The 19,304-nt window shown below is 68.7% G+C and carries 18 protein-coding genes; 5 read left to right on the top strand and 13 right to left on the bottom strand.

Annotated elements, in window-relative coordinates; genetic code table 11:
- Positions 1–194 precede the first annotated feature (194 nt).
- Positions 195–404, bottom strand: a complete 210-nt coding sequence (locus MKL09_RS10705) for a hypothetical protein (RefSeq protein WP_244020051.1) — start codon at positions 402–404, stop codon at positions 195–197.
- Between the two features lie 358 nt (positions 405–762).
- On the opposite strand from MKL09_RS10705, the gene MKL09_RS10710 reads away from it, so the two are divergent.
- Positions 763–1,725: a L,D-transpeptidase gene (locus MKL09_RS10710; RefSeq protein ID WP_244020052.1), complete on the top strand. Its 963-nt coding sequence runs from the start codon at positions 763–765 to the stop codon at positions 1,723–1,725.
- Positions 1,726–1,750: 25 nt separating this feature from the next.
- On the opposite strand, the gene glpX is transcribed toward MKL09_RS10710, so the two are convergent.
- The 3 genes from glpX to MKL09_RS10725 form a co-directional block, all read right to left on the bottom strand.
- On the bottom strand, positions 1,751–2,734 hold the full coding sequence (gene glpX / locus MKL09_RS10715) for a class II fructose-bisphosphatase (RefSeq protein WP_244020054.1): 984 nt from the start codon (positions 2,732–2,734) through the stop codon (positions 1,751–1,753).
- 145 nt (positions 2,735–2,879) lie between these two features.
- On the bottom strand, positions 2,880–4,196 hold the full coding sequence (locus MKL09_RS10720; protein WP_244020056.1) for a homoserine dehydrogenase: 1,317 nt from the start codon (positions 4,194–4,196) through the stop codon (positions 2,880–2,882).
- Between the two features lie 98 nt (positions 4,197–4,294).
- The gene (locus MKL09_RS10725) at positions 4,295–4,981 is read right to left on the bottom strand and encodes a ceramidase domain-containing protein (RefSeq protein WP_244020148.1); all 687 of its coding nucleotides are present in this window, start codon (positions 4,979–4,981) and stop codon (positions 4,295–4,297) included.
- Positions 4,982–5,077: 96 nt separating this feature from the next.
- Between MKL09_RS10725 and xth the strand changes: the two genes are divergently transcribed.
- From xth to MKL09_RS10745, 4 genes are all read left to right on the top strand, one after another.
- On the top strand, positions 5,078–5,872 hold the full coding sequence (gene xth, locus MKL09_RS10730) for an exodeoxyribonuclease III (RefSeq protein ID WP_244020057.1): 795 nt from the start codon (positions 5,078–5,080) through the stop codon (positions 5,870–5,872).
- Between the two features lie 133 nt (positions 5,873–6,005).
- Positions 6,006–6,512: a peptide deformylase gene (locus tag MKL09_RS10735; RefSeq protein ID WP_244020058.1), complete on the top strand. Its 507-nt coding sequence runs from the start codon at positions 6,006–6,008 to the stop codon at positions 6,510–6,512.
- A 143-nt stretch (positions 6,513–6,655) separates the two neighbouring features.
- On the top strand, positions 6,656–7,279 hold the full coding sequence (locus MKL09_RS10740; RefSeq protein WP_244020059.1) for a glutathione S-transferase family protein: 624 nt from the start codon (positions 6,656–6,658) through the stop codon (positions 7,277–7,279).
- Between the two features lie 125 nt (positions 7,280–7,404).
- The gene (locus tag MKL09_RS10745) at positions 7,405–8,028 is read left to right on the top strand and encodes a glutathione S-transferase family protein (protein WP_244020060.1); all 624 of its coding nucleotides are present in this window, start codon (positions 7,405–7,407) and stop codon (positions 8,026–8,028) included.
- Positions 8,029–8,144: 116 nt separating this feature from the next.
- On the opposite strand, the gene MKL09_RS10750 is transcribed toward MKL09_RS10745, so the two are convergent.
- The 9 genes from MKL09_RS10750 to poxB form a co-directional block, all read right to left on the bottom strand.
- Positions 8,145–9,047, bottom strand: coding sequence for a tetratricopeptide repeat protein (locus tag MKL09_RS10750; protein WP_244020061.1), 903 nt, complete (start codon positions 9,045–9,047; stop codon positions 8,145–8,147).
- Positions 9,034–10,764, bottom strand: coding sequence for a dihydroxy-acid dehydratase (ilvD, locus tag MKL09_RS10755; RefSeq protein ID WP_244020062.1), 1,731 nt, complete (start codon positions 10,762–10,764; stop codon positions 9,034–9,036). Before ilvD ends, MKL09_RS10750 begins: the two co-directional genes overlap by 14 nt.
- A gap of 631 nt (positions 10,765–11,395) precedes the next feature.
- Entirely contained in the window at positions 11,396–12,181 is a 786-nt protein-coding gene (eutC, locus tag MKL09_RS10760) for an ethanolamine ammonia-lyase subunit EutC (protein ID WP_244020063.1), read from the bottom strand.
- A complete protein-coding gene (locus MKL09_RS10765; protein ID WP_244020065.1) occupies positions 12,178–13,557 on the bottom strand; it encodes an ethanolamine ammonia-lyase subunit EutB in 1,380 nt (459 codons plus the stop codon). The genes eutC and MKL09_RS10765 overlap by 4 nt, the downstream gene beginning before the upstream one ends.
- A 64-nt stretch (positions 13,558–13,621) precedes the next feature.
- The gene (locus MKL09_RS10770) at positions 13,622–14,482 is read right to left on the bottom strand and encodes a transglutaminase-like domain-containing protein (protein WP_244020067.1); all 861 of its coding nucleotides are present in this window, start codon (positions 14,480–14,482) and stop codon (positions 13,622–13,624) included.
- 70 nt (positions 14,483–14,552) lie between these two features.
- Positions 14,553–15,140 (bottom strand): lactate utilization protein C, encoded by a 588-nt coding sequence (locus MKL09_RS10775; RefSeq protein WP_244020068.1) that lies wholly within the window; start codon positions 15,138–15,140, stop codon positions 14,553–14,555.
- Positions 15,137–16,720, bottom strand: a complete 1,584-nt coding sequence (locus tag MKL09_RS10780; RefSeq protein WP_244020069.1) for a lactate utilization protein B — start codon at positions 16,718–16,720, stop codon at positions 15,137–15,139. The genes MKL09_RS10775 and MKL09_RS10780 overlap by 4 nt, the downstream gene beginning before the upstream one ends.
- Complete coding sequence (locus tag MKL09_RS10785; RefSeq protein ID WP_092039367.1) at positions 16,717–17,460, bottom strand: (Fe-S)-binding protein; 744 nt, start codon at positions 17,458–17,460, stop codon at positions 16,717–16,719. Before MKL09_RS10785 ends, MKL09_RS10780 begins: the two co-directional genes overlap by 4 nt.
- A gap of 66 nt (positions 17,461–17,526) precedes the next feature.
- On the bottom strand, positions 17,527–19,257 hold the full coding sequence (gene poxB, locus MKL09_RS10790) for a ubiquinone-dependent pyruvate dehydrogenase (RefSeq protein WP_244020070.1): 1,731 nt from the start codon (positions 19,255–19,257) through the stop codon (positions 17,527–17,529).
- Positions 19,258–19,304 lie beyond the last annotated feature (47 nt).

Raw genomic sequence — 19,304 nt, forward strand, 5'->3', positions numbered from 1 at the left:
CGCCGCGCATATCCCATCCTCTCGCCTCATCTTGAGGCGCCGCAGCGAAGCGCCGCCACGTCAGTCTCATGAAGCGCTCTCGGCTTCGAGAGACAGCGCGGCCTGCCCTCAAACCTGATCTGGCCTGGCAGCCGGATTGCCCTTGATCCGGGCAGCACTGCTCGGGAATCGGGCGCTGCCCGGAACCGTCCCTCTCACCGGCACGACACCACCGTGCGGACGATCCAGCCTTCCTGGGGCAGCCAGAACTTGCGGCGGGCGCGGCCGCAATCGCGCTCCGGCTGGGTTCCCGACGTCCATGTCCCTGTGGGTTCGGAGACCTTGGGCGGCTCGGCCGTCGCGGCGCGGCGCGCCTGCGCGCTCGGGCCGAGAAGCAGGGCTGCGGTCAAAATTGTAGCGCTCACCAGAACACGCGCGTGCACGACCGAAAACCCTCGCCGGCGGAGATGCCGGTGGCGGGTATCAACCGGAGGTTGCCTACCGGTGCAAGGCCGATCGGGCCCGGACCCCGAGCCATCCCGTCCGATCACGCGGCAGGGTGAATGGGCGCGCGATCGGTTGAGGCACGGACGCAACACAAGAGCGGAGAAATACCCGTCGAGACATCAGACTTCGCCCGGTGAGGACTCGTGCAACTTGGCGATGCCGCGCGATCTTTGCTAAGGCCTGGAATGAGCTTGGCCTTGTATTCGTGCCGGCCTGCTCGATCGCGCGCCGCCGCACGCTTCCGGTGACGCCGCGCCATCCAGGGAAAACCGCGCCATGTCCGCCCCGATCCGCCGCCTGTTCCTGGCCGGCTTCACCGTCCTCGCGCTCGCTTCGACAGCCCACGCCCAAGGCCGCGGCCCGGTCGCCGAGTCCGGCATCGACGGGTTCGGGGATGACGGCCAGCTCTATCAGGACCAGAACGGCGCGTTCTACGTGCGCCGCGGCGACCGCTACCTGCCCTATACCGGACGGCCCCCGGTGGTCCGCGCCGCGCCGCAAGCTGCTCCGGCGCCCCAGGTTGCTCCGGCGCCGCAGGCGGCCCCGGTCTACGCGCCGGAGTACGATGACCCAACCGCGCCGCCTCGGCGCGCCGCCGGTTCGCCGCCGGCCGAGGGTCTCTCGCCGATCGAGGCGGCCAAGGCGAAAGCCGTGCTCCGCACCCCCGACGAGGGGCCGATCGACTACGCCAAGGCCTATGGGCCGGTTCAGGACGACGTGTTTCCAGTCCAGGCCTTCAACTACAAAAAGATGAGCCCGGCCTTCCTTCGGCAGGAGATCGCCTATAACGGCCCCTACGAGCCGGGCACGATCATCGTCGACCCGCGTGCCCACCAGCTCACCCTGGTCGAGCAGGGCGGCCGCGCCCGCCGCTACGGCGTCGGCGTCGGCAAGCAGGGCTTCTCGTGGTCAGGAACCGCGACGGTCAATTCCAAGCAGGCCTGGCCGGATTGGTACCCGCCCAAGGAGATGATCGCCCGCAGCCCGAAGCTCGCCAGCGAGGTCGACAAGCTCCAGAGCGGCCTCGGCGTCGAAGGCGGCCTGCGCAACCCGCTGGGCGCCCGCGCCATGTATCTCTGGCAGGGCAACAAGGACACGCTGTTCCGCATCCACGGCACCCTTGAGCCGTTCTCGATCGGCAAGAGCGTGTCCTCGGGCTGCATCCGGATGATCAACCAGGACGCAATCGACCTGTTCAGCCGGGTCAATGTCGGCTCCAAGGTCGTCGTCCTGAACTGATTCCTTTTGGGATCTGGGGGCGCCGTCAGGCCAAAACGCGGCGGTGCTCCCCCAGAATGCGCCGGACCGTGCCGGCTTCCGAGCGGTAGACCACCGTCTCGGTCTGGATCCGGTCCGGCCGGAAGCGAACACCGCGGAGCAGCGCGCCATCGGTGACGCCGGTGGCAGCCACGATCACGTCGCCGCTGGCGAGATCGACCAGATCGTATTTCCGGTTGAGGTCGTCGATGCCCATCTCGGCGGCCCGGCGGCGACGCTCCGGCGTGTCGAGGATCAGCCGCCCCTGCATCTGCCCGCCGATGCACCGCATGGCCGCGGCGGCCAGCACGCCCTCCGGGGCGGCTCCGGTGCCGAGATAGATGTCGATGCCGGTCTCGCCGGGGCTCGCCGTGAAGATGATCCCGGCGATGTCGCCGTCCGAGATCAGCCGGACCGCGGCGCCGGCGGCGCGGACTTCCGCGATCAGGGCAGCGTGCCGGGGGCGGTCCAGGATCAGCGCCGTGATCTGGTCGGGCTCGACGCCCTTGGCCCGGGCGAGCGCCGCGATGTTGTCGGCGGGGCTCGCGTCGAGATCGACCAGGCCCGGCTTGTAGCCCGGGCCGATGGCGATCTTCTGCATGTAGACGTCCGGGGCGGCGAGCAGCGAGCCGCGCTCGGCCATGGCCATCACCGCGATGGCGCCGGGCATGTCCTTGGCGCAGAGGGTCGTGCCCTCCAGGGGATCGACCGCGATGTCGACCTCGGGCCCCTCCCCCTGCCCGAGGGTCTCGCCGATGAACAGCATCGGCGCCTGGTCGCGCTCGCCCTCGCCGATCACCACGGTGCCGCGGATCGGCAGGCTGTTCAGCTCCGCCCGCATCGCGTCGACAGCCGCCTGGTCGGCGGCCTTCTCATCGCCCTTGCCGCGCAATCGGGCCGCCGCGATGGCGGCGCGCTCGGTGACGCGGGCGAGTTCAAGGGCGAGCGTGCGCGGGACGCCACGCGTTTCGGACTTGGGGGCCACGGCCATCGTTTCCTGCCTGTGCCCGGGCCCGATCTTTGGGTCGGATCCCGGCGTGCTCGTCGTCGGCGGACATAGGGTCAGCCGACGCCAGACGCACACATATCACCTATTGTGCATCAGGATTTAGGCACTGCCTGCTGAGATTGCACTCTTATTCACGCTCGATGCGGATGACTTGCGGCGGTTCGGCCAGCAAACCATCGGCGCCGATGGCGTCGAGGGCGGCGCGGATGTTGCCCTCGGTGGCCGCGTAGGTGATCAGCACCAGCGGCACCGGCCGGCCGGAGCGGCCGCGGGGATCGGTCCCGGCGCTTTCTGTGCGGCGCTGCAGGATGCTTTCCAGAGAAATCTCGCGCTCGGCCATCCGCTGGGCGACGCCAGCGGCCACGCCGGGGCGATCGTGCACGGTGAGGCGGATGTAATAGCCGCCCTCGTGGCGCTGCATCTCGACGCGCTCGCTGGCGCGCATGGCGGCGGCCGGCACCCCGAAGGTCGGGCGCACGATCCCGCGGGCGACGTCGGCGATGTCGGCGACCACCGCGGAGGCCGTCGCCTCGCCGCCGGCGCCTGGGCCGATCAGCGTCAATTCACCGACCGCGTCCGCATCGATCGTGACCGCGTTGGTCACGCCCATCACCTGGGCGATGGCAGAGGATTTCGGCACCATGGTCGGGTGGACGCGCTGCTCGATCCCGGCCTCCGAGGCCTGGGCGACGCCGAGCAGCTTGATCCGGTAGCCGAGCTCGTCGGCCATGCGCAGGTCGAGGGGCTGCACCCGGGAGATGCCTTCCACCGACACGCCGTCGACGTCGATGGCGGTGCCGTAGGCGAGGCTCGTCAGGATCGCGAGCTTGTGAGCGGTGTCAAAACCCTCGACGTCGAAGGTCGGGTCCGCCTCGGCATAGCCCAGGGCCTGCGCATCCTTGAGGCAGGCCTCGAAGGTCAGGCCCTCGCGCTCCATGCGGCTGAGGATGTAGTTGCAGGTGCCGTTGAGGATTCCGTAGACCCGGGCGACGGCGTTGCCGGGCAGGCCCTCGCGCAGGGTCTTGATCACCGGGATGCCGCCGGCCACTGCCGCCTCGTAGGCGAGCGCGACGCCGCTGTCCTCGGCCATCGCCGCCAGCGCTGCGCCGTGATGGGCGAGCAGGGCCTTGTTGGCGGTCACCACGGTCTTGCCGGCCTGGAGCGCCGCCTCGACCACGGCCTTGGCCGGACCGTCGGCGCCGCCGATCAGCTCGACCACGCAATCGATCTCGCCGGAGCGCGCCAGCGCCACGGGGTCGTCGAACCAAGTGACGCCGGCGAGGTCGAGCCCGCGGTCGCGCGTCCGGTCGCGGGACGACACGGCGGCGACGCGGATGTCGAGACCGGAGGCCAGCAGGGTGTCACGGCGGCGGGCGATCATCCGGACGACGGACGCGCCGACGGTGCCGAGCCCGGCGACGCCGATGCGGTAGCTCACTGTCATGATTCCTTCCGTGCCGGGCGCCCTCAGGAAACCGGGCCTCCGATGCGCCGCATCTCTGCAAGAATTCCGTCCGGCCCGCAAGAAAACCGCAGGCCCGCTCAGCCCAGGACGGCGCGGTGCCGGATCGCGGTGGCCACGAGGGCGTAGAGCACCAGGGCGTTCAGACCATGCCAGAGTGCGTGCGTGCCCATGGGCAGCACCGCGCAGACGCTGCGGTCGAGGGTGCGGGCGGTGAGGGAGACGAGGAACAGCACGCCGATCTCGGTGAGCCGCCGCCCTGTGCCGACGAAGCGCGTCTCGGGACGATCGAGCGCCGCCACGGTGAACAGGGCGAGTGCGGCGGGCAGGTAATCGATCGAGCCGTTGGTGAGGGCGGAGATGTCGGACCCGCTCAAGCCGTCGAGGGTCGGCACCAGCGTGAAGCTGAACAGGACGAAACCGGCGGTCGCCGCCTCGACCCGCAGGCGCGGCAGATTCAGGAACCGGTGCAGCGCCAGGGCCAGGTAGGCGACGATGAACAGCGTGATCGGGATGATGTCGGCATACATCGCCCAGGTCACCGCCAGGGTGTGGAACAGGAACGAGCCGATCCCGACGACGGCGATCAGCCCGGCCAGACCCAGGCAGGCGCGATCCGGCGGCTCAACCGCGCGGGCCCGGCGCGCCGAGGCGGCGGCGGCCAGCAGGAAGGCCAAGTTGGATGCCGCGTTGACCGGCTCGGCCCAGACCCCCGGCCCGGTCCGCTCGCAATAGGCCATGACCGGCTCGAACCACCCCATCGTCATCCTGGCGCCCATACCGCCCCGATCTTGCGCCGCCATGGCCTTGTCAGCGCGGCGCGAAGCGCGGATGACGGCCGGACGGCGAGCGGAAGCGAGGCGATGCGGATTACCACCTGGAACGTCAACTCGATCAAGCAGCGGCTGCCGCACCTGCTGGGCTTCCTCGACGAGGCGAAGCCCGACGTGGTCTGCCTGCAGGAATTGAAGTGCCAGGACGAGGCGTTCCCGCGCGCCGAGGTCGAGGGCGCCGGATACGCGGTCGAGACGCTGGGCCAGAAGGCCTATAACGGCGTGGCCCTGCTGGTGCGGGCGCCGCTCGAAATGACCGAGATCCGGCGCGGCCTGCCGGGCGACGAATCCGACGAGCAGTCCCGCTATATCGAGGCGCTGATCTCCGGCGCCGACACCAAGCCGGTGCGGGTGGCCTCGATCTACCTGCCGAACGGCAACCCGGTCGACAGCCCGAAATACCCTTACAAGCTGTCCTTCATGGAACGGCTGCGGCTCCACGCCCGCGCGCTCATGGAGGACGAGAAGGCCGTGGTGCTGGCGGGTGATTACAACGTAATCCCGGAACCCGCCGATGCGGCCGACCCGGAATCGTGGCGCGCCGACGCCCTGTTCCTGCCCGGCACCCGGGCGGCGTTCCGCGCGCTCCTGGCCGAGGGCTACACCGACGGCCTGCGTGCCTGCGACCCGCGCGACGGGCTCTACACGTTCTGGGACTACCAAGCCGGCTGCTGGCAACGGAATGCCGGCATCCGCATCGACCATCTGCTGCTGTCCCCCCAGGCCGCCGACCGGCTGGTCTCGGCCGCCGTGCAGAAGCACCTGCGCGGCTTGGACAAGCCGTCCGACCACGTGCCGGTGACGGTGGAGCTGACGGCGGGGTAGAGCGCGGCGCCGGGCGTGAACCACGGCGCCCTGTCAGGGCCTTCGTGCTCACCATGGGGCGGTCGGTGTACGTTCCAGTCATTTCCGAGGTGGTTCCGGAATGCACGCAGCGTCGCAACTGGACTGATCAATCATGCCGGCCCGCCCCCTCGTCCTGTTCCCTGATCCCCGGCTGTCGCTTCCGGCAGCCCAGACCGATGCGTTCGCGCCCGATCTGAAAGCGGTTGCCGACGATGTGTCGGACACGCTCCGGGCTGCGAGCGCCATCGGCCTGACGGCACCGCATATCGGCATCTCCGAGCGCGTCATGGTGATCCGGCTGTCGCCGGACGAGGATCTGCGCCTCTACGTGAACCCAGAAATCCTTTGGGCCTCCCCCGACACGGAGACCCACGACGAGGGTAGCGTCAGCATGCCGGGCGTCCGGGAGCGCATCACCCGGCCCGCCCGCATCCGGTTCGGCTATCGCGACCTCGACGGATCGACCCACGAGGAGGAGGCGGAAGGGTTTTTGGCCGCGGTGGTCCAGCATGAGATCGATCAGCTCGACGGCGTCTTCTGGATCGATCGCCTGTCGCGACTGAAGCGGGATCGTCTGCTCAAGCGCTTCGAGAAGCTGAAATCGGCATCGTCCCTGTAAGCGATTGCCGAAGCGCGTGCCGCCGAAGTCAATCTCGGTGCTGCGCAAGCAACCATGCGCGATCAAAGGCTTAAACACGCCCCCGATTGCAACGCGATCGGCAACAGGTCTAGGAGGCCGCCGAGCTTTCGGGGAAATCGATCATGATCGTCTACGGCACCAGCATCTCGCCCTTCGTGCGGAAGGTCCTCGTGGCTCTGGCCGAGAAGGGCATCCGGTACCAGCATCGACCGGTGGCGCCTCAGGCGGAGGATGCCGCGTTTCGGGCGGCGAGCCCCATGGGCAAGGTTCCGGCAATCGACGATGACGGCTTCCGGCTGGCCGATTCCAGCGCGATCCTCGACTATCTTGAGCGGCTGCATCCGCAGCCGGCTCTGATCCCGGCCGATGCGCAGGGTGCCGCCCGCGCCCGCTGGTTCGACAAGTTTGGCGAGGTCGAGCTCGATCGGAGACTTTCGGTGGTGTTCACGGAGCGCTTCCTGAAGCCTCGGATCTTCAAGGTGCCGGGCTACGAGGCATTGGCGCAGCAGGCGCTCGACCAGCATCTGCAGCCGCTGTTCGACTACCTGGACTCGCAGATCACCGGTCCGTTCCTCGTTGGCGATGCCTTCGGGATCGCCGACATCGCGGTGGCGGCGCCGTTCCACAATCTCCGCCTCGCCAAGGTTCAGGTCGATCCCGCGCGCTGGCCCAAGCTCGCCGGCTGGGTGGCACTGACCCTCGACCGGCCGTCCTTCGTCACCGCGATCGCCGCCCCGGCCTGGTGAGGCGACGGGGGCATGATCACGGACCGGTGACCATTACGCGGTCGGCAGATCGGCAAGCGGCCCTATCTCCATCGCCATGGACCGGCGGATCGACATCCGGCGGTCCCGTCCCCGATGGAGTTCCAATGATCGTCTACGGTACCGGCTATTCGCCCTACGTCCGCAAGGTTCTGGTTTCGCTCACCGAGAAGAACGTGCCCTATGAGCACAGGCCGGTGATGTTCCACGCGCCCGACCAGGACTTCCAGGCGGCCAGCCCGTTGGGTAAGATTCCGGCCATCGAGGATGGCGGATTCAAGCTCGCGGATTCCTCGGCGATCCTCTGGTACCTGGAGCGCAAGCACCCGACCCCGGCCCTGGTCCCGTCCGACCCGCAGGCGCTCGGCCGCGCGGTCTGGTTCGACAAGTTCGGCGACACCGAGCTGTTCGGTAAGCTGGTCGTGCCGTTCGTCGAGCGGGTCATGAAGCCCAACATGATGGGTAAGCCCACCGACGAGGCCGCGGTCACGAAGGCGCTCAACGAGGATCTGCCGCCGCTGTTCGACTGTCTGGAGCGGCAGATTTCCGGTCCGTATCTCGTGGGCGACGCATTCAGCATCGCCGACATCTCGATCGCCACGGGCTTCTACAACTTCCACCTGGCCGACGCGCAGATCGATGCCGACCGCTGGCCGAAGCTTTCGGCCTACGTCGCCGAGACCCTGGCGCGTCCGTCGTTCAAGGTCGCCCAGGACGCCAAGAAGGGCTGATCCCGACCGGCGGCGCCAGAACCGGCCGCTGTTTCCACGAAACAGCGGCCGGTTCTCGGTCTTTCTAATCGCAGAATGACTTCGGAAAACCGGAATCCACGTTTCCGCATCATGCTTCAGTGCCGCCGCCGGATCGAGCCGACGGTCTGGAGCTGGCTCTGGGCCTCGGCCCGGTCGTCCTCGTTGGCGGCCGCCCAGTTCTTGTCGTAGAGCGCCACGATCCAGTCGTCCTTGCGGCCCTCCGCGCCCTCGCGGGCCAGCGACAGCCACATCAGGCCCTTCACGCGCTGGACCGGCACGCCGCCCAGCCCGTTCAAGAGCAAATCGCCGAGCAGCGCCTGCGCCGGGTGATGGCCCTTCTCGGCCGCTAGGTTGAACCAGCGCGCCGCCTGCCGGGGATCGGCCTCGACGCCGGTGCCGTCGAGGTAGAGCCGGGCGAGGTTGTACTGCGCGTTCGGCTCGCCGTAATACGACGCCGCGTAGTTGAACATGTCGTAGGCGCGCTCGGGATTGGGCCGCACGTAGCTGCCCTTGATCCCCTCTAGGAAGTAGGTGCCGAGCGCCGTGAACGCGCTGCCGGTCACCGCCGAGTTCTGCGGATCCGGGCCGTCGTCGGTGCTGGCATCGGCGATCCGGGAGAAGAACTCGAACGCCTTCAGGTCGTCATGGGGCACGCCGTCGCCCTCGGCGTACATCCGGCCGAGCTTCCACAGGGCCAGCGCATGACCCTGCCCCGCGGCGTATTCGAGGGCGCGGGCGGCGCCCTGCTTGTCGCCGGCATTGTACTCGCGCACGCCGGCGCGCAGCGCATCCTTGGCCGAGCGGTAGCTCTTGTCCGCCACCGGCACCTGGACGGGCGTGCGGACACTGGCGTCGAGGGCCCGCGGCGCTTCCACCGGGAGGGCGAGCAGGACCAGGACACCGGCCGCGGCTGCGATCTTGCCGAGGAAGCGGGACCGACCGGGATCGGCCCCGGCCGGCGCCCTGCGCCGGCTGAGGTCAGTCCTAGACGTCCGCATAGCTCTCCGTCTCCTTGGCGCCGCCCGGATGGGTCACGGCGCCATACAGCGCCGGGCCGACGCCCTGCGCGTATTTCCACAGGTACCCGGAGGTCGCGGTGTTGGTCCGGGGCGCCCAGGCCTTGCGGCGCTCGGCGAACTCCTCGTCCGACAGGGCGACGCTGAGCGTGCCCTGGATCGCGTCCAGGGTGATGATGTCGCCGTCCCGGATCAGGCCGATCGGGCCGCCCACCGCCGCCTCGGGGCCGACATGGCCGACGCAGAAGCCGCGGGTCGCGCCGGAGAAGCGCCCGTCCGTGATCAGCGCGACCTTGTCGCCCATGCCCTGGCCGTAGAGGGCCGCGGTGGTGGACAGCATCTCGCGCATGCCGGGCCCGCCGCGCGGACCCTCGTAGCGGATGACCAGCACGTCGCCTTCCTTGTAGGTGCGCGACTGCACCGCCTCGAAGCAAGCCTCCTCGCCGTCGAACACCCGGGCCGGGCCGGTGAAGACCTGCTTCTCGGCCGCCATGCCGGCGACCTTCACGATCGCGCCCTCCGGGGCGAGGTTGCCTTTGAGACCGACGACGCCGCCGGTCAGGGTGATCGGGCGGTTGGCCGGATAGACCACGTCCTGGTCCGGGTTCCAGGTCACCCGGTCCATGTTCTCGGCGATGGTGCGGCCGGTGACCGTCAGGCAATCGCCGTGCATGAAGCCGTGGTCGAGCAGGGTCTTCATCAGCAGCGGGATGCCGCCGACCTCGAACATGTCCTTGGCGACGTAGCGGCCGCCGGGCTTAAGATCCGCGATGTACGGCGTGCGCCGGAAGATCTCGGCGACGTCGAACAGCGTGAATTCGATGCCGCATTCATGGGCGATCGCCGGCAGGTGCAGGGCCGCGTTGGTCGAGCCGCCGGATGCAGCCACGACGGTGGCGGCGTTCTCGAGCGCCTTGCGGGTGACGATGTCGCGCGGGCGGATCTGCTTGGCGAGCAGTTCCATCACCTTCTCCCCGGCGGTGGCGCAGAACTTGTCCCGGATCTCGTAAGGCGCCGGGGCGCCGGCCGAGTAGGGCAGCGCCAGGCCGATCGCCTCGGAGACGGTCGCCATGGTGTTGGCGGTGAACTGCGCGCCGCAGGCCCCGGCCGACGGGCAGGCGACCTGCTCCAGCTCGTCGAGATCCTCGAGGCTCATGTCGCCGACCGCGACCTTGCCCACCGCCTCGAACAGGTCCTGGACGGTGACCGGCTTGCCACGGAACGAACCCGGCAGGATCGAGCCGCCGTAGATGAAGATCGACGGCACGTTGAGGCGCACCATCGCCATCATCATGCCGGGCAGCGACTTGTCGCAGCCGGCCAGGCCCACCAGGGCGTCGTAGGCGTGGCCGCGCATGGTCAGCTCGACCGAGTCGGCGATGACCTCCCGGGACGGCAGCGAGGCGCGCATGCCGCCATGGCCCATGGCGATGCCGTCAGTGACCGTGATGGTGCAGAATTCGCGCGGGGTGCCGTGGGCGGCGGCGACGCCCTTCTTCACCGCCTGGGCCTGGCGCATCAGCGAGATGTTGCAGGGCGCGGCCTCGTTCCAGCAGGACGCGACACCCACCAGCGGCTGGTGGATCTGCTCCCGGGTCAGGCCCATCGCGTAGAGATACGAGCGATGCGGGGCGCGGTCCGGACCCTCCGTGACGTGACGGCTGGGCAGCTTCGACTTGTCGTTCAAACGCGTGTCCATCAACCCGAACCAAGCCTTCGCGCCGCCAGTCCCGAGGGTGCAGGAGACCGCAGCGCGTCGCCGTTCGCGATGCGCCGGGAGGGCCGTCCGCGTGCTCGGGAAATCCTCGTTTCGAAACGGTAAATCGTTGTCGAACTTGCCGTTTACCGCGGTTGTTGAGGTGGGCTCGGACTATGGCGGGATCGCGGCGTTTGCGGGCAGGTCTCGGGGCAGACCCGGGATCGTTTTACGGTGTTGCGACCCCGCCACAGCCACGCTTGGGGTCAATTGCCGGCACGAGATTAGGTTAAGGATAATCCTTCGGCCGCTTAACCCGCCGGATTAAGCTTAATCGACACCGCTTCTGAAGCTCACAGGCGAGCCGCATCGCCGGAGCCGTGCCGCTCAGAATGCTCCGCGGTGATTCTGGGACGCCGCAGGCGAGCCCGGCATCGAGAGCCGCCGATGGTGCAAGGTCCTGAGTTATTTGTGTTTCTGGATCCCTGGCTCCGCTTCGCGGCCCCGAGATGACGGGGTTGGTCGATCGGATGCCGATGACAATCTCCGGATCACAGGCATGAGCCTTAAACTGCTATCCGCGTGATTGCCCCGACACCCCGATCAACGCAGAGCACGGAACAGGCGCGTCCGTTCAGCCGGTGGTGGAATCCGACAAGGCAGGGGACGCAGCGCCCGATTCCAAGGCACGGTCGCTCTCGTCCTTCAGCGTCACGCCGCTCAAGCCCAGGGTGAGCGCGCGAGCGAGCAGCCAGCGCAGCTTGAACGCCGCCTTGTCGTGAGTGAGGCCAGCCGCCCGCACGTTCGAGATGCAGTTGCGCTCCGCATCCGACCTGCCGATTTTCGGATTCAGCGTCAGGTAGATGCCGAGGCTGTCCGGGGAGGACAGGCCCGGCCGCTCGCCGATCAGCACCGCCACTGCCCGGGCCTTCAGGGCCTCGCCGATCGTGTCGCCGAGCGCCACGCGGGCTTGGCTGGCGATCACCACGGGGGCGAGGCACCAACTGGCCTTCTCCGCGAGGGGCTTGAACGCTTTCAGCAGCGGCGCGGCGTTCTCCTGCACGGCCCGGGCCGAGAGCCCGTCGGCCACCACCAGGGCGAGGTCGGCGGGCTCCGCCGCAGCCTGGAGCTTGGCGAGGTCTTCCGGGTTGAGGCGGCGTCCCAGATCGGGCCGGCGCAGGTAGGTGGCCCGGTCGGGAGCCTTCGAGGCGACCGGGATCGTGGCGAAGCCGAGATCGGCGATGGCGCCCGCCAGCGCCTCCGCATCGATGGGCGCGTGCACGGCGTCCCGGGCTTGGGCGTGGTCGAGGCCGAAGCGCAGCACCTCCCGGGTCGGCAGGCCGCTGCCGGCGCGGCCGAGGCCGATCCGGGCCGGCGTCAGCCCGGCGAGCCGCGCCCAGATCTCCCGGGGGTCGCTCACGCGGCGAGGTCCGGCGCGGCGGTCAGGAGTGGCGCGCCCGATCCCGGCAGCAGGGCGCCGGCCGCGTCGGTCAGGCCGATGCCGTACAGCCAGGCCTCGAATTCCGGAGCCCGCTTCAGGCCCAAAACCTCGCGCAGGTAGAGGGAATCGTGGAACGACGTGGATTGGTAATTGAGCATCACGTCGTCGGCGCCCGGGACGCCCATGATGTAGGTGCAGCCGGCCGCGCCGAGCAGCGTCAGCAGCGTGTCCATGTCGTCCTGATCGGCCTCGGCGTGGTTGGTGTAGCAGACGTCGACGCCCAGCGGCACGCCCATCAGCTTGCCGCAGAAATGGTCCTCCAGCCCGGCCCGGATGATCTCCTTGCCGTCGTAGAGGTATTCGGGCCCGATGAAGCCCACGACGGTGTTGACCAAGAGCGGCCTGAACGGCCGGGCCACCGCGTAGGCTCGCGCTTCCAGGGTCTGCTGGTCGATGCCGTGATGAGCATCCGCCGAGAGCGCCGAGCCCTGGCCGGTCTCGAAATACATGCAGTTGTCGCCGAGCGGGCCGCGCTTGAGCGCCAGGGCCGCCTCGTGGGCCTCCTTGAGCAAGGCGAGCGTCACCCCGAAGCCGGCATTGGCCTTCTCGGTACCGGCGACCGACTGGAACACGAGGTCGACCGGCAGGCCGCGCTCCATGGCGGCGAGCGTGGTGGTGACGTGGGTCAGCACGCAGGCCTGCGTGGGAATAGCATGCTTCCGGATCAGCCCGTCGAGGAGGTGCAGCAGGTCGCCGAGCGCCTGGACCGAATCCGAGGCCGGGTTGATGCCGATCACCGCGTCACCGCAGCCGAGGATGAGCCCGTCGAGGATCGCCGCGGTGATCCCCTTCGGATCGTCGGTGGGGTGGTTCGGCTGCAACCGCACCGCCAGAGTACCGGCCAGCCCGATCGTGTTGCGGAAGCGGGTGACCACGCGGACCTTGCGCGCCACCGAGATCAGGTCCTGGTTGCGCATGATTTTTGAGACCGCCGCCGCGATCTCCGGCGTGACGCCGGGGGCGATCCGGGTGAGCACATCCGGGGTGGCGGTCAGCAGGAACTCGCGGAAATCGCCGACCGTCAGGTGGCTTATTTCTTTGAAGGCGGCGGCGTCGTGCGTGTCGAGGATCAGCCGGGTGACGTCGTCGACCTCATACGGGATCAGCGGCCGCGCCAGGATCTCGGACAACGGAACCTCGGCGAGGCACCAGCGTGCCGCCGCGTTCTCCTCGGCGGATTCAGCCGCGATGCCGGCGAGCCGGTCGCCGGAGCGGACCGGGGTCGCCTTGGCCATCAGCGTGGCGAGGTCGGCGAAGACGTGGGTGCGTGGGCCGACGACGTGGCGGTAGGCCATGCGGTTTCACCCCGTCCCTGCTTCCGAGGATCACAGGATAGCGTGATCCGGTGAGGCTGTCCGGTCAGGCGGCGCCGGCATTCGGCGCGGGCACCTCCGTGGAGATCGCGTCGACCGTGCGGGGCATCGGGCTGCCCTGCCCGTCCGTGCGCTGGATCCGGACCTGCTGGTTGACCGGCTGCATGTTGCCGAACGGCGTCGAGAACGCGATCTCGGCAGCGTCACGCCCGACGCCGATCCGGACCAGCCCGTCGAGATCGGCTTGCCGGGTGGCGTCGAACAGCCACCAGCGCCCGTCGAGATAGGCCTCGAACACCGCGTGGAAGTCGCTCGGCACGAGGCCGTGGGCGTAGCAGCTCACGAACCGGGCCGGGATCCCGAGCGCCCGGCAGAACGCCGTGCCGATATGCGCGAAGTCGCGGCAGACGCCGGCCCGCTTCAGCAGCGACTCGTCCGCCGTGGTCTCGCCGTCGCTGGTGCCGGGCTGGTAGGTGATGTGGTCGTGGATCCAGTTGCAGATCTCGTTGACGCGGCTGTGGCCCTTGGGCAGCGCGCCGAACTCGGCCTGCGCGAAGGGGGTCAGCCGGTCGGAGGAAACGAACCGGCTCGGCAGCAGGAACGGCAGGATGTCGAGGGGCAGCGTCCCGATCGGGGTCTCGTTGATCGTCGCCGGATCGGCCCGGTGGACGGTCAGATCCACCTCCGCATTATACTCGAGCGCGAACTGGCCCATCGGCACGTTGACGCCGAGATAGCGGTTCAGCAGGTCGGGGGTGGTGTAGAGGTCGCGCTTGAGGTTCGGCGTGAGCACCAGGCTCTCGCTGAGGATCTCGACGCTCCTCAGCTTTGCGACCTCCAGGTTGAAGATGAAGGTCGTGTCCGAGAGAATATTGTAGGACAGGCTGCAACCGAGGGTATAACGCATCGGATCTCCTTGCCGGGCGACGAGATGATCTCCGCCCAAGCAAGCGGCGCGCCCGATCGCGAGCTCCCGGTCAGCGCGGCAGCAGCAGCACGGTGAGCGAGCGCACGCCCTGCGCCCCGTGGATCAGCACGCCCTCGATATCGGCGGTGGCTGAAGGCCCCGTATGCAGCACCGCGTAGGCGGAGCGGCCGAACTCGGGTCGCTTATAGGCCGCCTGCACGTTGGGCAGGATGTCGGCGGGATCGAGCAGCACGATCAGGTGCTGGGCGAGATAGGCCACCGCGTTCACGATCAGTTCGCCTTCGGTGAACAGCACCGAGCCGGTCTCGGCGATGCCGAACACCGCGCGCACCACCGCGACATCGACATCCTCGACCTCCTGCGGATAGCGCACCGCCCGCAAGTCGCGGTTGCCGTCGATCTCCGGGACCGCGGAGGCGATCACCTTGGATTCCTCCAGCCGCTCGCGCACACCCGCCAGCGGCTCGCCGGTGCGGCCGTCGGCGATCCGGCCGCCCATCTTTTTCAGCCGCTCGCCGAACTCCTCGACCAGATCGTCGCCAACGAGCGGCATGAAGGTCGGCACAACCGGCAACGGGTAATCGCCCGCCGGGCGGTTGGCCTTCAGCGCCGCCAGGATACCCTCGCGGGCGCTCATCGGGCGGCGTCCTTTGCCGGCTTCTGCATCCGGTTCTGCTTGTACCAAGCATGGAAGGTCTGACGCGGCGCGTCCGGCATCTCGCGCTTCTTCCCCCAGGTGTTGAGCGGGTTGTAGACCGCGAAGCGCGGCAGGACTTTCAGCGCCGAATCCGCGGCGCCGATCGCCGCCCGGTAGGCGGCCGGCCTGGACAGGACCGCGCCCGCGGCCTTCATCATCCCCTGCTTGAGCGCCGGGATGTGATGCTCCTCGACCAGCACCTTGCGCCAGGCAAAGATCTGCTCGTGGATGTTGATCTTCACCGGGCAGACGTTGGTGCACGAGCCGTTCATCGTCGAGGAGAACGGCAGGGTCGAGTATTTCCGCTTGTTGAAGGTCGGGTCGATGATCAGCCCGATCGGGCCCGAATAGGTCGCTCCGTAGGAGAGGCCACCTGAGCGCCGGTAGACCGGGCAGGTGTTCATGCAGGCGCCGCAGCGGATGCATTTCAGCGAGGTCCAGAACTCCTCCAGGCCGAGCCGGGCCGAGCGGCCGTTATCGACCAGCACGATGTGCATGTCTGTGCCAGTCCGCGGTTTGCGGAAATGCGAGGTGTACTGGGTGATCGGCGAGCCCAGAGCCGAGCGCGACAGCAGCCGGATGAACACCCCGAGGTGCTCGACCTTCGGGATGATCTTCTCGATGCCGATCGAATGGATCTGCAGCGGCGGGACATTGCCGGACAGGTCGGCATTGCCCTCGTTGGTGCAGGTGACGACCGTGCCGGTCTCCGCGATGGCGAAGTTGCAGCCGGTCATGCCGGCATCGGCCTTCAGGATGTAGGGCCGGGTCGTCTCGCGCTGGCTCTCGGCGAGGTAGTGCGCGTCGTCGTTGTCCGGGTCGGTGCCGAGCGTCTTGGCGAAGACTTCGGCCACGTCCATGCGGGTCTTGTGGACGGCCGGCGCCACGATATGGCTCGGCTCCTCGTTGTCGAGCTGCTGGATGCGCTCGCCGAGATCGGTCTCGATGATCTCGATGCCGTTCGCCGCCATGTGATGGCGAAAGCCGCACTCCTCGGTGAGCATCGACTTCGACTTCACCAGGGTCTTGGCGCCGCGGCTGCGCAGGATCTCCAGGACGATGCGGTTGTGGTCGGCGCCGTCAGCGGCCCAGTGGACCTGCACGCCGTTGGCCTTCGCGGCGGCTTCGAACTGCTCGAGATACCGGTCGAGATGCGTGAGCGTGTGCGCCTTGATGGCGGAGGCCAGCTCGCGCAGCTCCTCCCATTCGGGAATGCCGTGGGCCGAGACGTCGCGCTTCTTGCGCAGGTCCCACAGGCGCTCGTCATGGGCGGCCTGGTGCAGCGGCGCGGCGAGAAACCGCTCGGCGGCCTCGGCCTGGTCGATCGGGCGGTCGCCGCGGATCTTCGCGCCCCGGGGCTGCGGCTCGCGGGTCTGCGGGGCGCGGATCGGCTTGGTGGCGGCCTCGGCGTGCTGGAGGCGGCCGCCGTCCTGGCCGCGCTCGCTCTCGTCGTCGGCAGCGCGGACCTCGGGGTGGATGACGCCGTCGCGGGCGCGCGGGTTCAAATCCTCGACGCTCATGCAGCGGCTCCGTTCAGCACTTGCGCGATGTGGATGTACCTGAGCGGCAGCCCGAGGCGCTCGGCGCAGCCCTTCTGGTGCATCAGGCACGAGGAATCCGCCGAGACCACGTATTGCGCCCCCGCCCGGTTCTGATCGGCGACCTTGTCGTAGCCCATCTTGGCCGAGACCGCGGGCTCGAACACCGAGAAGGTGCCGCCGAAGCCGCAGCACTCGTCCGGCCGGGCAAGGTCCACCAGCTCGACGCCCTTCACCAGGCGCAGCAGGTCGAGGGGCTTTGAGAAGTACGGCTTCACGATCTCGGACGGCCGGGCGTGGTGGATGCCCCGCAGCGCGTTGCAATTGCCGTGATAGGCGACCTTGTGCGGGAACTCGGCCCAGGGCAGCGCCTCGATCTTGAGCACGTCGTGCAGGAACTCGACCAGCTCGTAGGTGCTGGCGCGGACCTTCTTGACCTCATCCGTCTGCGGAATCGCGGTCAGGTGCTCACGCACTTGGTGCACACAGGAGCCCGAGGGCGCCACCACGTAGTCGAAGCCGGAAAAATTCTTGACGAACAGCGCTTCGGTGGCGGCGGCCTCGGCGTGGCAGCCGGTATTGGCCATGGGCTGGCCGCAGCAGGTCTGGTCGAACGGGTATTCCACCGTGCAGCCGACCCGCTCCAGCAATTCCAGCGTGGCGATCCCGACTTCCGGCTCGAAGGCGTCGACGTAGCACGGCACGAACAGGCCGACCCGCATGGTCCGGAACCTCCCTGGATCGCCCGCGCCATTGCACTGGAACGGATCTAGATTACCCGGTGAGGTCTACCGGATGAGGTTGGTTTTGGCGAGGTCGAGAACTGCGTCACCGCGCCCATCCATCACGGCCCGCAGGACGTAGAGGCTGAAGCCCTTCACCTGCTGGCCGTCGATCTTGGGCGGCATCGACAGCTCGTTCCGGGCGGTGCGGACATCCAGCAGAGAGGGGCCGTCGAAGGCCAGGAACTCGCGCATGGCGCCGGGCAGCTCGGCTGGGTCCTCGACCCGCAGGGCGAAGATGCCGGCCGCCCGCGACATCGCGGCGAAGTCCGGGTTGTCGAGGGCGACGCCGGTCTCGAGATAGCCCGCCGCCTTCATCTCCAGCTCGACGAAGCCGAGGGTGCCGTTGTTGAACACCACGACCTTCAGCGGCAGGCGGTGCTGGCGGAGCGTCAGGAAGTCGCCCATCAGCATGGCGAAGCCGCCATCGCCGCAGAGCGCAATCACCTGTCGGTTCGGCTCCGCGGCCTGCGCGCCGATGCCGTGCGACAGGGCGTTGGCCATGGAGCCGTGGACCCAGGAGCCGAGCAGGCGCCGCTTGCCGTTCATCGCCAGGTAGCGTGCCGCCCAGATCGTCGGCGTGCCGACATCGGCGGTGAAGATCGCGTCGTCCGCGGCCGCCTCGCTGATCGTCTTCGCGAGATACTGCGGGTGGAGCGGGCCGCCGGGCTTGCCGGTGGCGAGTTCGTCGAGGCCGGCCCGGGCCTTGGCGTAATGCTTCAGGCTGGCATCGAGGAACGACCGATCGGCCTTCGGCTTCAGGCGCGGCAGCAGCGCCCGGATCGTCGCGCCGACATCGCCGACGAGGCCGTGCTCGATGCGACAGCGGCGTCCCAGCTCGGAGGGGCGCAGGTCGACCTGGGCGATCTTGGCGTCCTGCGGGTAGAACTGCTTGTAGGGAAAGCCCGTGCCCAGCATCAGCAGGGTGTCGCAGGCCATCATGGCGGCGTAGCCGGACGCGTAGCCGATCAGCCCGGTCATGCCGACATCGTAGGGGTTGTCGAACTCGACATATTCCTTGCCGCCGAGGGCGTGCACGATCGGGCTCTTCAGCGCCTCGGCCAGCTGGAGCAGCTCGGAATGGGCACCGGCGCAGCCGCGCCCGCACAGCAGCGTCACGCGCTTGCCGGCATTGAGCAGCGCCGCGAGGGCGTCGAGCTCTGAATCGGCCGGTCGGACGACGGGCTTCGCCGGGATCAGTCCGGCATGGGGCGTGAGCGCACGCTTCGGGGCATCGCGAAGCGCCACGTCACCCGGGATGACGATGACGGCGACGCCCCCCTCCCCCACGGCGGCGCGGATCGCGTTCTCCAGCACGAACGGCATCTGCGACGGGTCGGAGACCAATTCGCAGTAATGACTGCACTCGCGGAACAGCTCGGTCGGCCGCGTCTCCTGGAAATACCCGGAGCCGATCTCGGCCGAGGGGATCTGGGCGGCGATCGCCAGGACCGGGGTCCGGCTGCGATGCGCGTCGTAGAGGCCGTTGATCAGGTGGAGGTTGCCGGGGCCGCAGGAGCCTGCGCAGACCGCGAGCTTGCCGGTGACCTGCGCCTCCGCGCTCGCCGCGAAGGCCGCCGCCTCCTCGTGGCGGGTGTGGATCCAGTCGATTGTCCCGCGGGCGCGCAGGGCCTCGGTGATCCCGTTCAGGCTGTCGCCCACCACCCCGTAGATGCGCGCGACGCCCGCCTCTTGGAGGGTCTCGGCGATCAGATCGGCGACGTTCTCGATGCGCATGGTCCGGCACTCCGCATTTTCGGATCCGAACCGCATGGCCGCCGGTG

The sequence above is a fragment of the Methylobacterium sp. J-048 genome, assembly GCF_022829515.1.
Taxonomy (GTDB): domain Bacteria; phylum Pseudomonadota; class Alphaproteobacteria; order Rhizobiales; family Beijerinckiaceae; genus Methylobacterium.

What these genes read in the sequence shown, in the direction of transcription:
- MKL09_RS10780 (WP_244020069.1), bottom strand. Translation starts at nt 16,720, where the DNA reads ATGAGCGTCGAGGATTTGAACCCGCGCGCCCGCGACGGCGTCATCCAC.
- MKL09_RS10740 (WP_244020059.1), top strand. Translation starts at nt 6,656, where the DNA reads ATGATCGTCTACGGCACCAGCATCTCGCCCTTCGTGCGGAAGGTCCTC.
- MKL09_RS10775 (WP_244020068.1), bottom strand. Translation starts at nt 15,140, where the DNA reads ATGAGCGCCCGCGAGGGTATCCTGGCGGCGCTGAAGGCCAACCGCCCG.
- MKL09_RS10720 (WP_244020056.1), bottom strand. Translation starts at nt 4,196, where the DNA reads ATGACAGTGAGCTACCGCATCGGCGTCGCCGGGCTCGGCACCGTCGGC.
- MKL09_RS10710 (WP_244020052.1), top strand. Translation starts at nt 763, where the DNA reads ATGTCCGCCCCGATCCGCCGCCTGTTCCTGGCCGGCTTCACCGTCCTC.
- ilvD (WP_244020062.1), bottom strand. Translation starts at nt 10,764, where the DNA reads ATGGACACGCGTTTGAACGACAAGTCGAAGCTGCCCAGCCGTCACGTC.
- MKL09_RS10735 (WP_244020058.1), top strand. Translation starts at nt 6,006, where the DNA reads ATGCCGGCCCGCCCCCTCGTCCTGTTCCCTGATCCCCGGCTGTCGCTT.
- MKL09_RS10765 (WP_244020065.1), bottom strand. Translation starts at nt 13,557, where the DNA reads ATGGCCTACCGCCACGTCGTCGGCCCACGCACCCACGTCTTCGCCGAC.
- MKL09_RS10770 (WP_244020067.1), bottom strand. Translation starts at nt 14,482, where the DNA reads ATGCGTTATACCCTCGGTTGCAGCCTGTCCTACAATATTCTCTCGGAC.
- MKL09_RS10725 (WP_244020148.1), bottom strand. Translation starts at nt 4,981, where the DNA reads ATGACGATGGGGTGGTTCGAGCCGGTCATGGCCTATTGCGAGCGGACC.
- MKL09_RS10785 (WP_092039367.1), bottom strand. Translation starts at nt 17,460, where the DNA reads ATGCGGGTCGGCCTGTTCGTGCCGTGCTACGTCGACGCCTTCGAGCCG.
- poxB (WP_244020070.1), bottom strand. Translation starts at nt 19,257, where the DNA reads ATGCGCATCGAGAACGTCGCCGATCTGATCGCCGAGACCCTCCAAGAG.
- glpX (WP_244020054.1), bottom strand. Translation starts at nt 2,734, where the DNA reads ATGGCCGTGGCCCCCAAGTCCGAAACGCGTGGCGTCCCGCGCACGCTC.
- MKL09_RS10750 (WP_244020061.1), bottom strand. Translation starts at nt 9,047, where the DNA reads ATGCGGACGTCTAGGACTGACCTCAGCCGGCGCAGGGCGCCGGCCGGG.
- xth (WP_244020057.1), top strand. Translation starts at nt 5,078, where the DNA reads ATGCGGATTACCACCTGGAACGTCAACTCGATCAAGCAGCGGCTGCCG.
- MKL09_RS10745 (WP_244020060.1), top strand. Translation starts at nt 7,405, where the DNA reads ATGATCGTCTACGGTACCGGCTATTCGCCCTACGTCCGCAAGGTTCTG.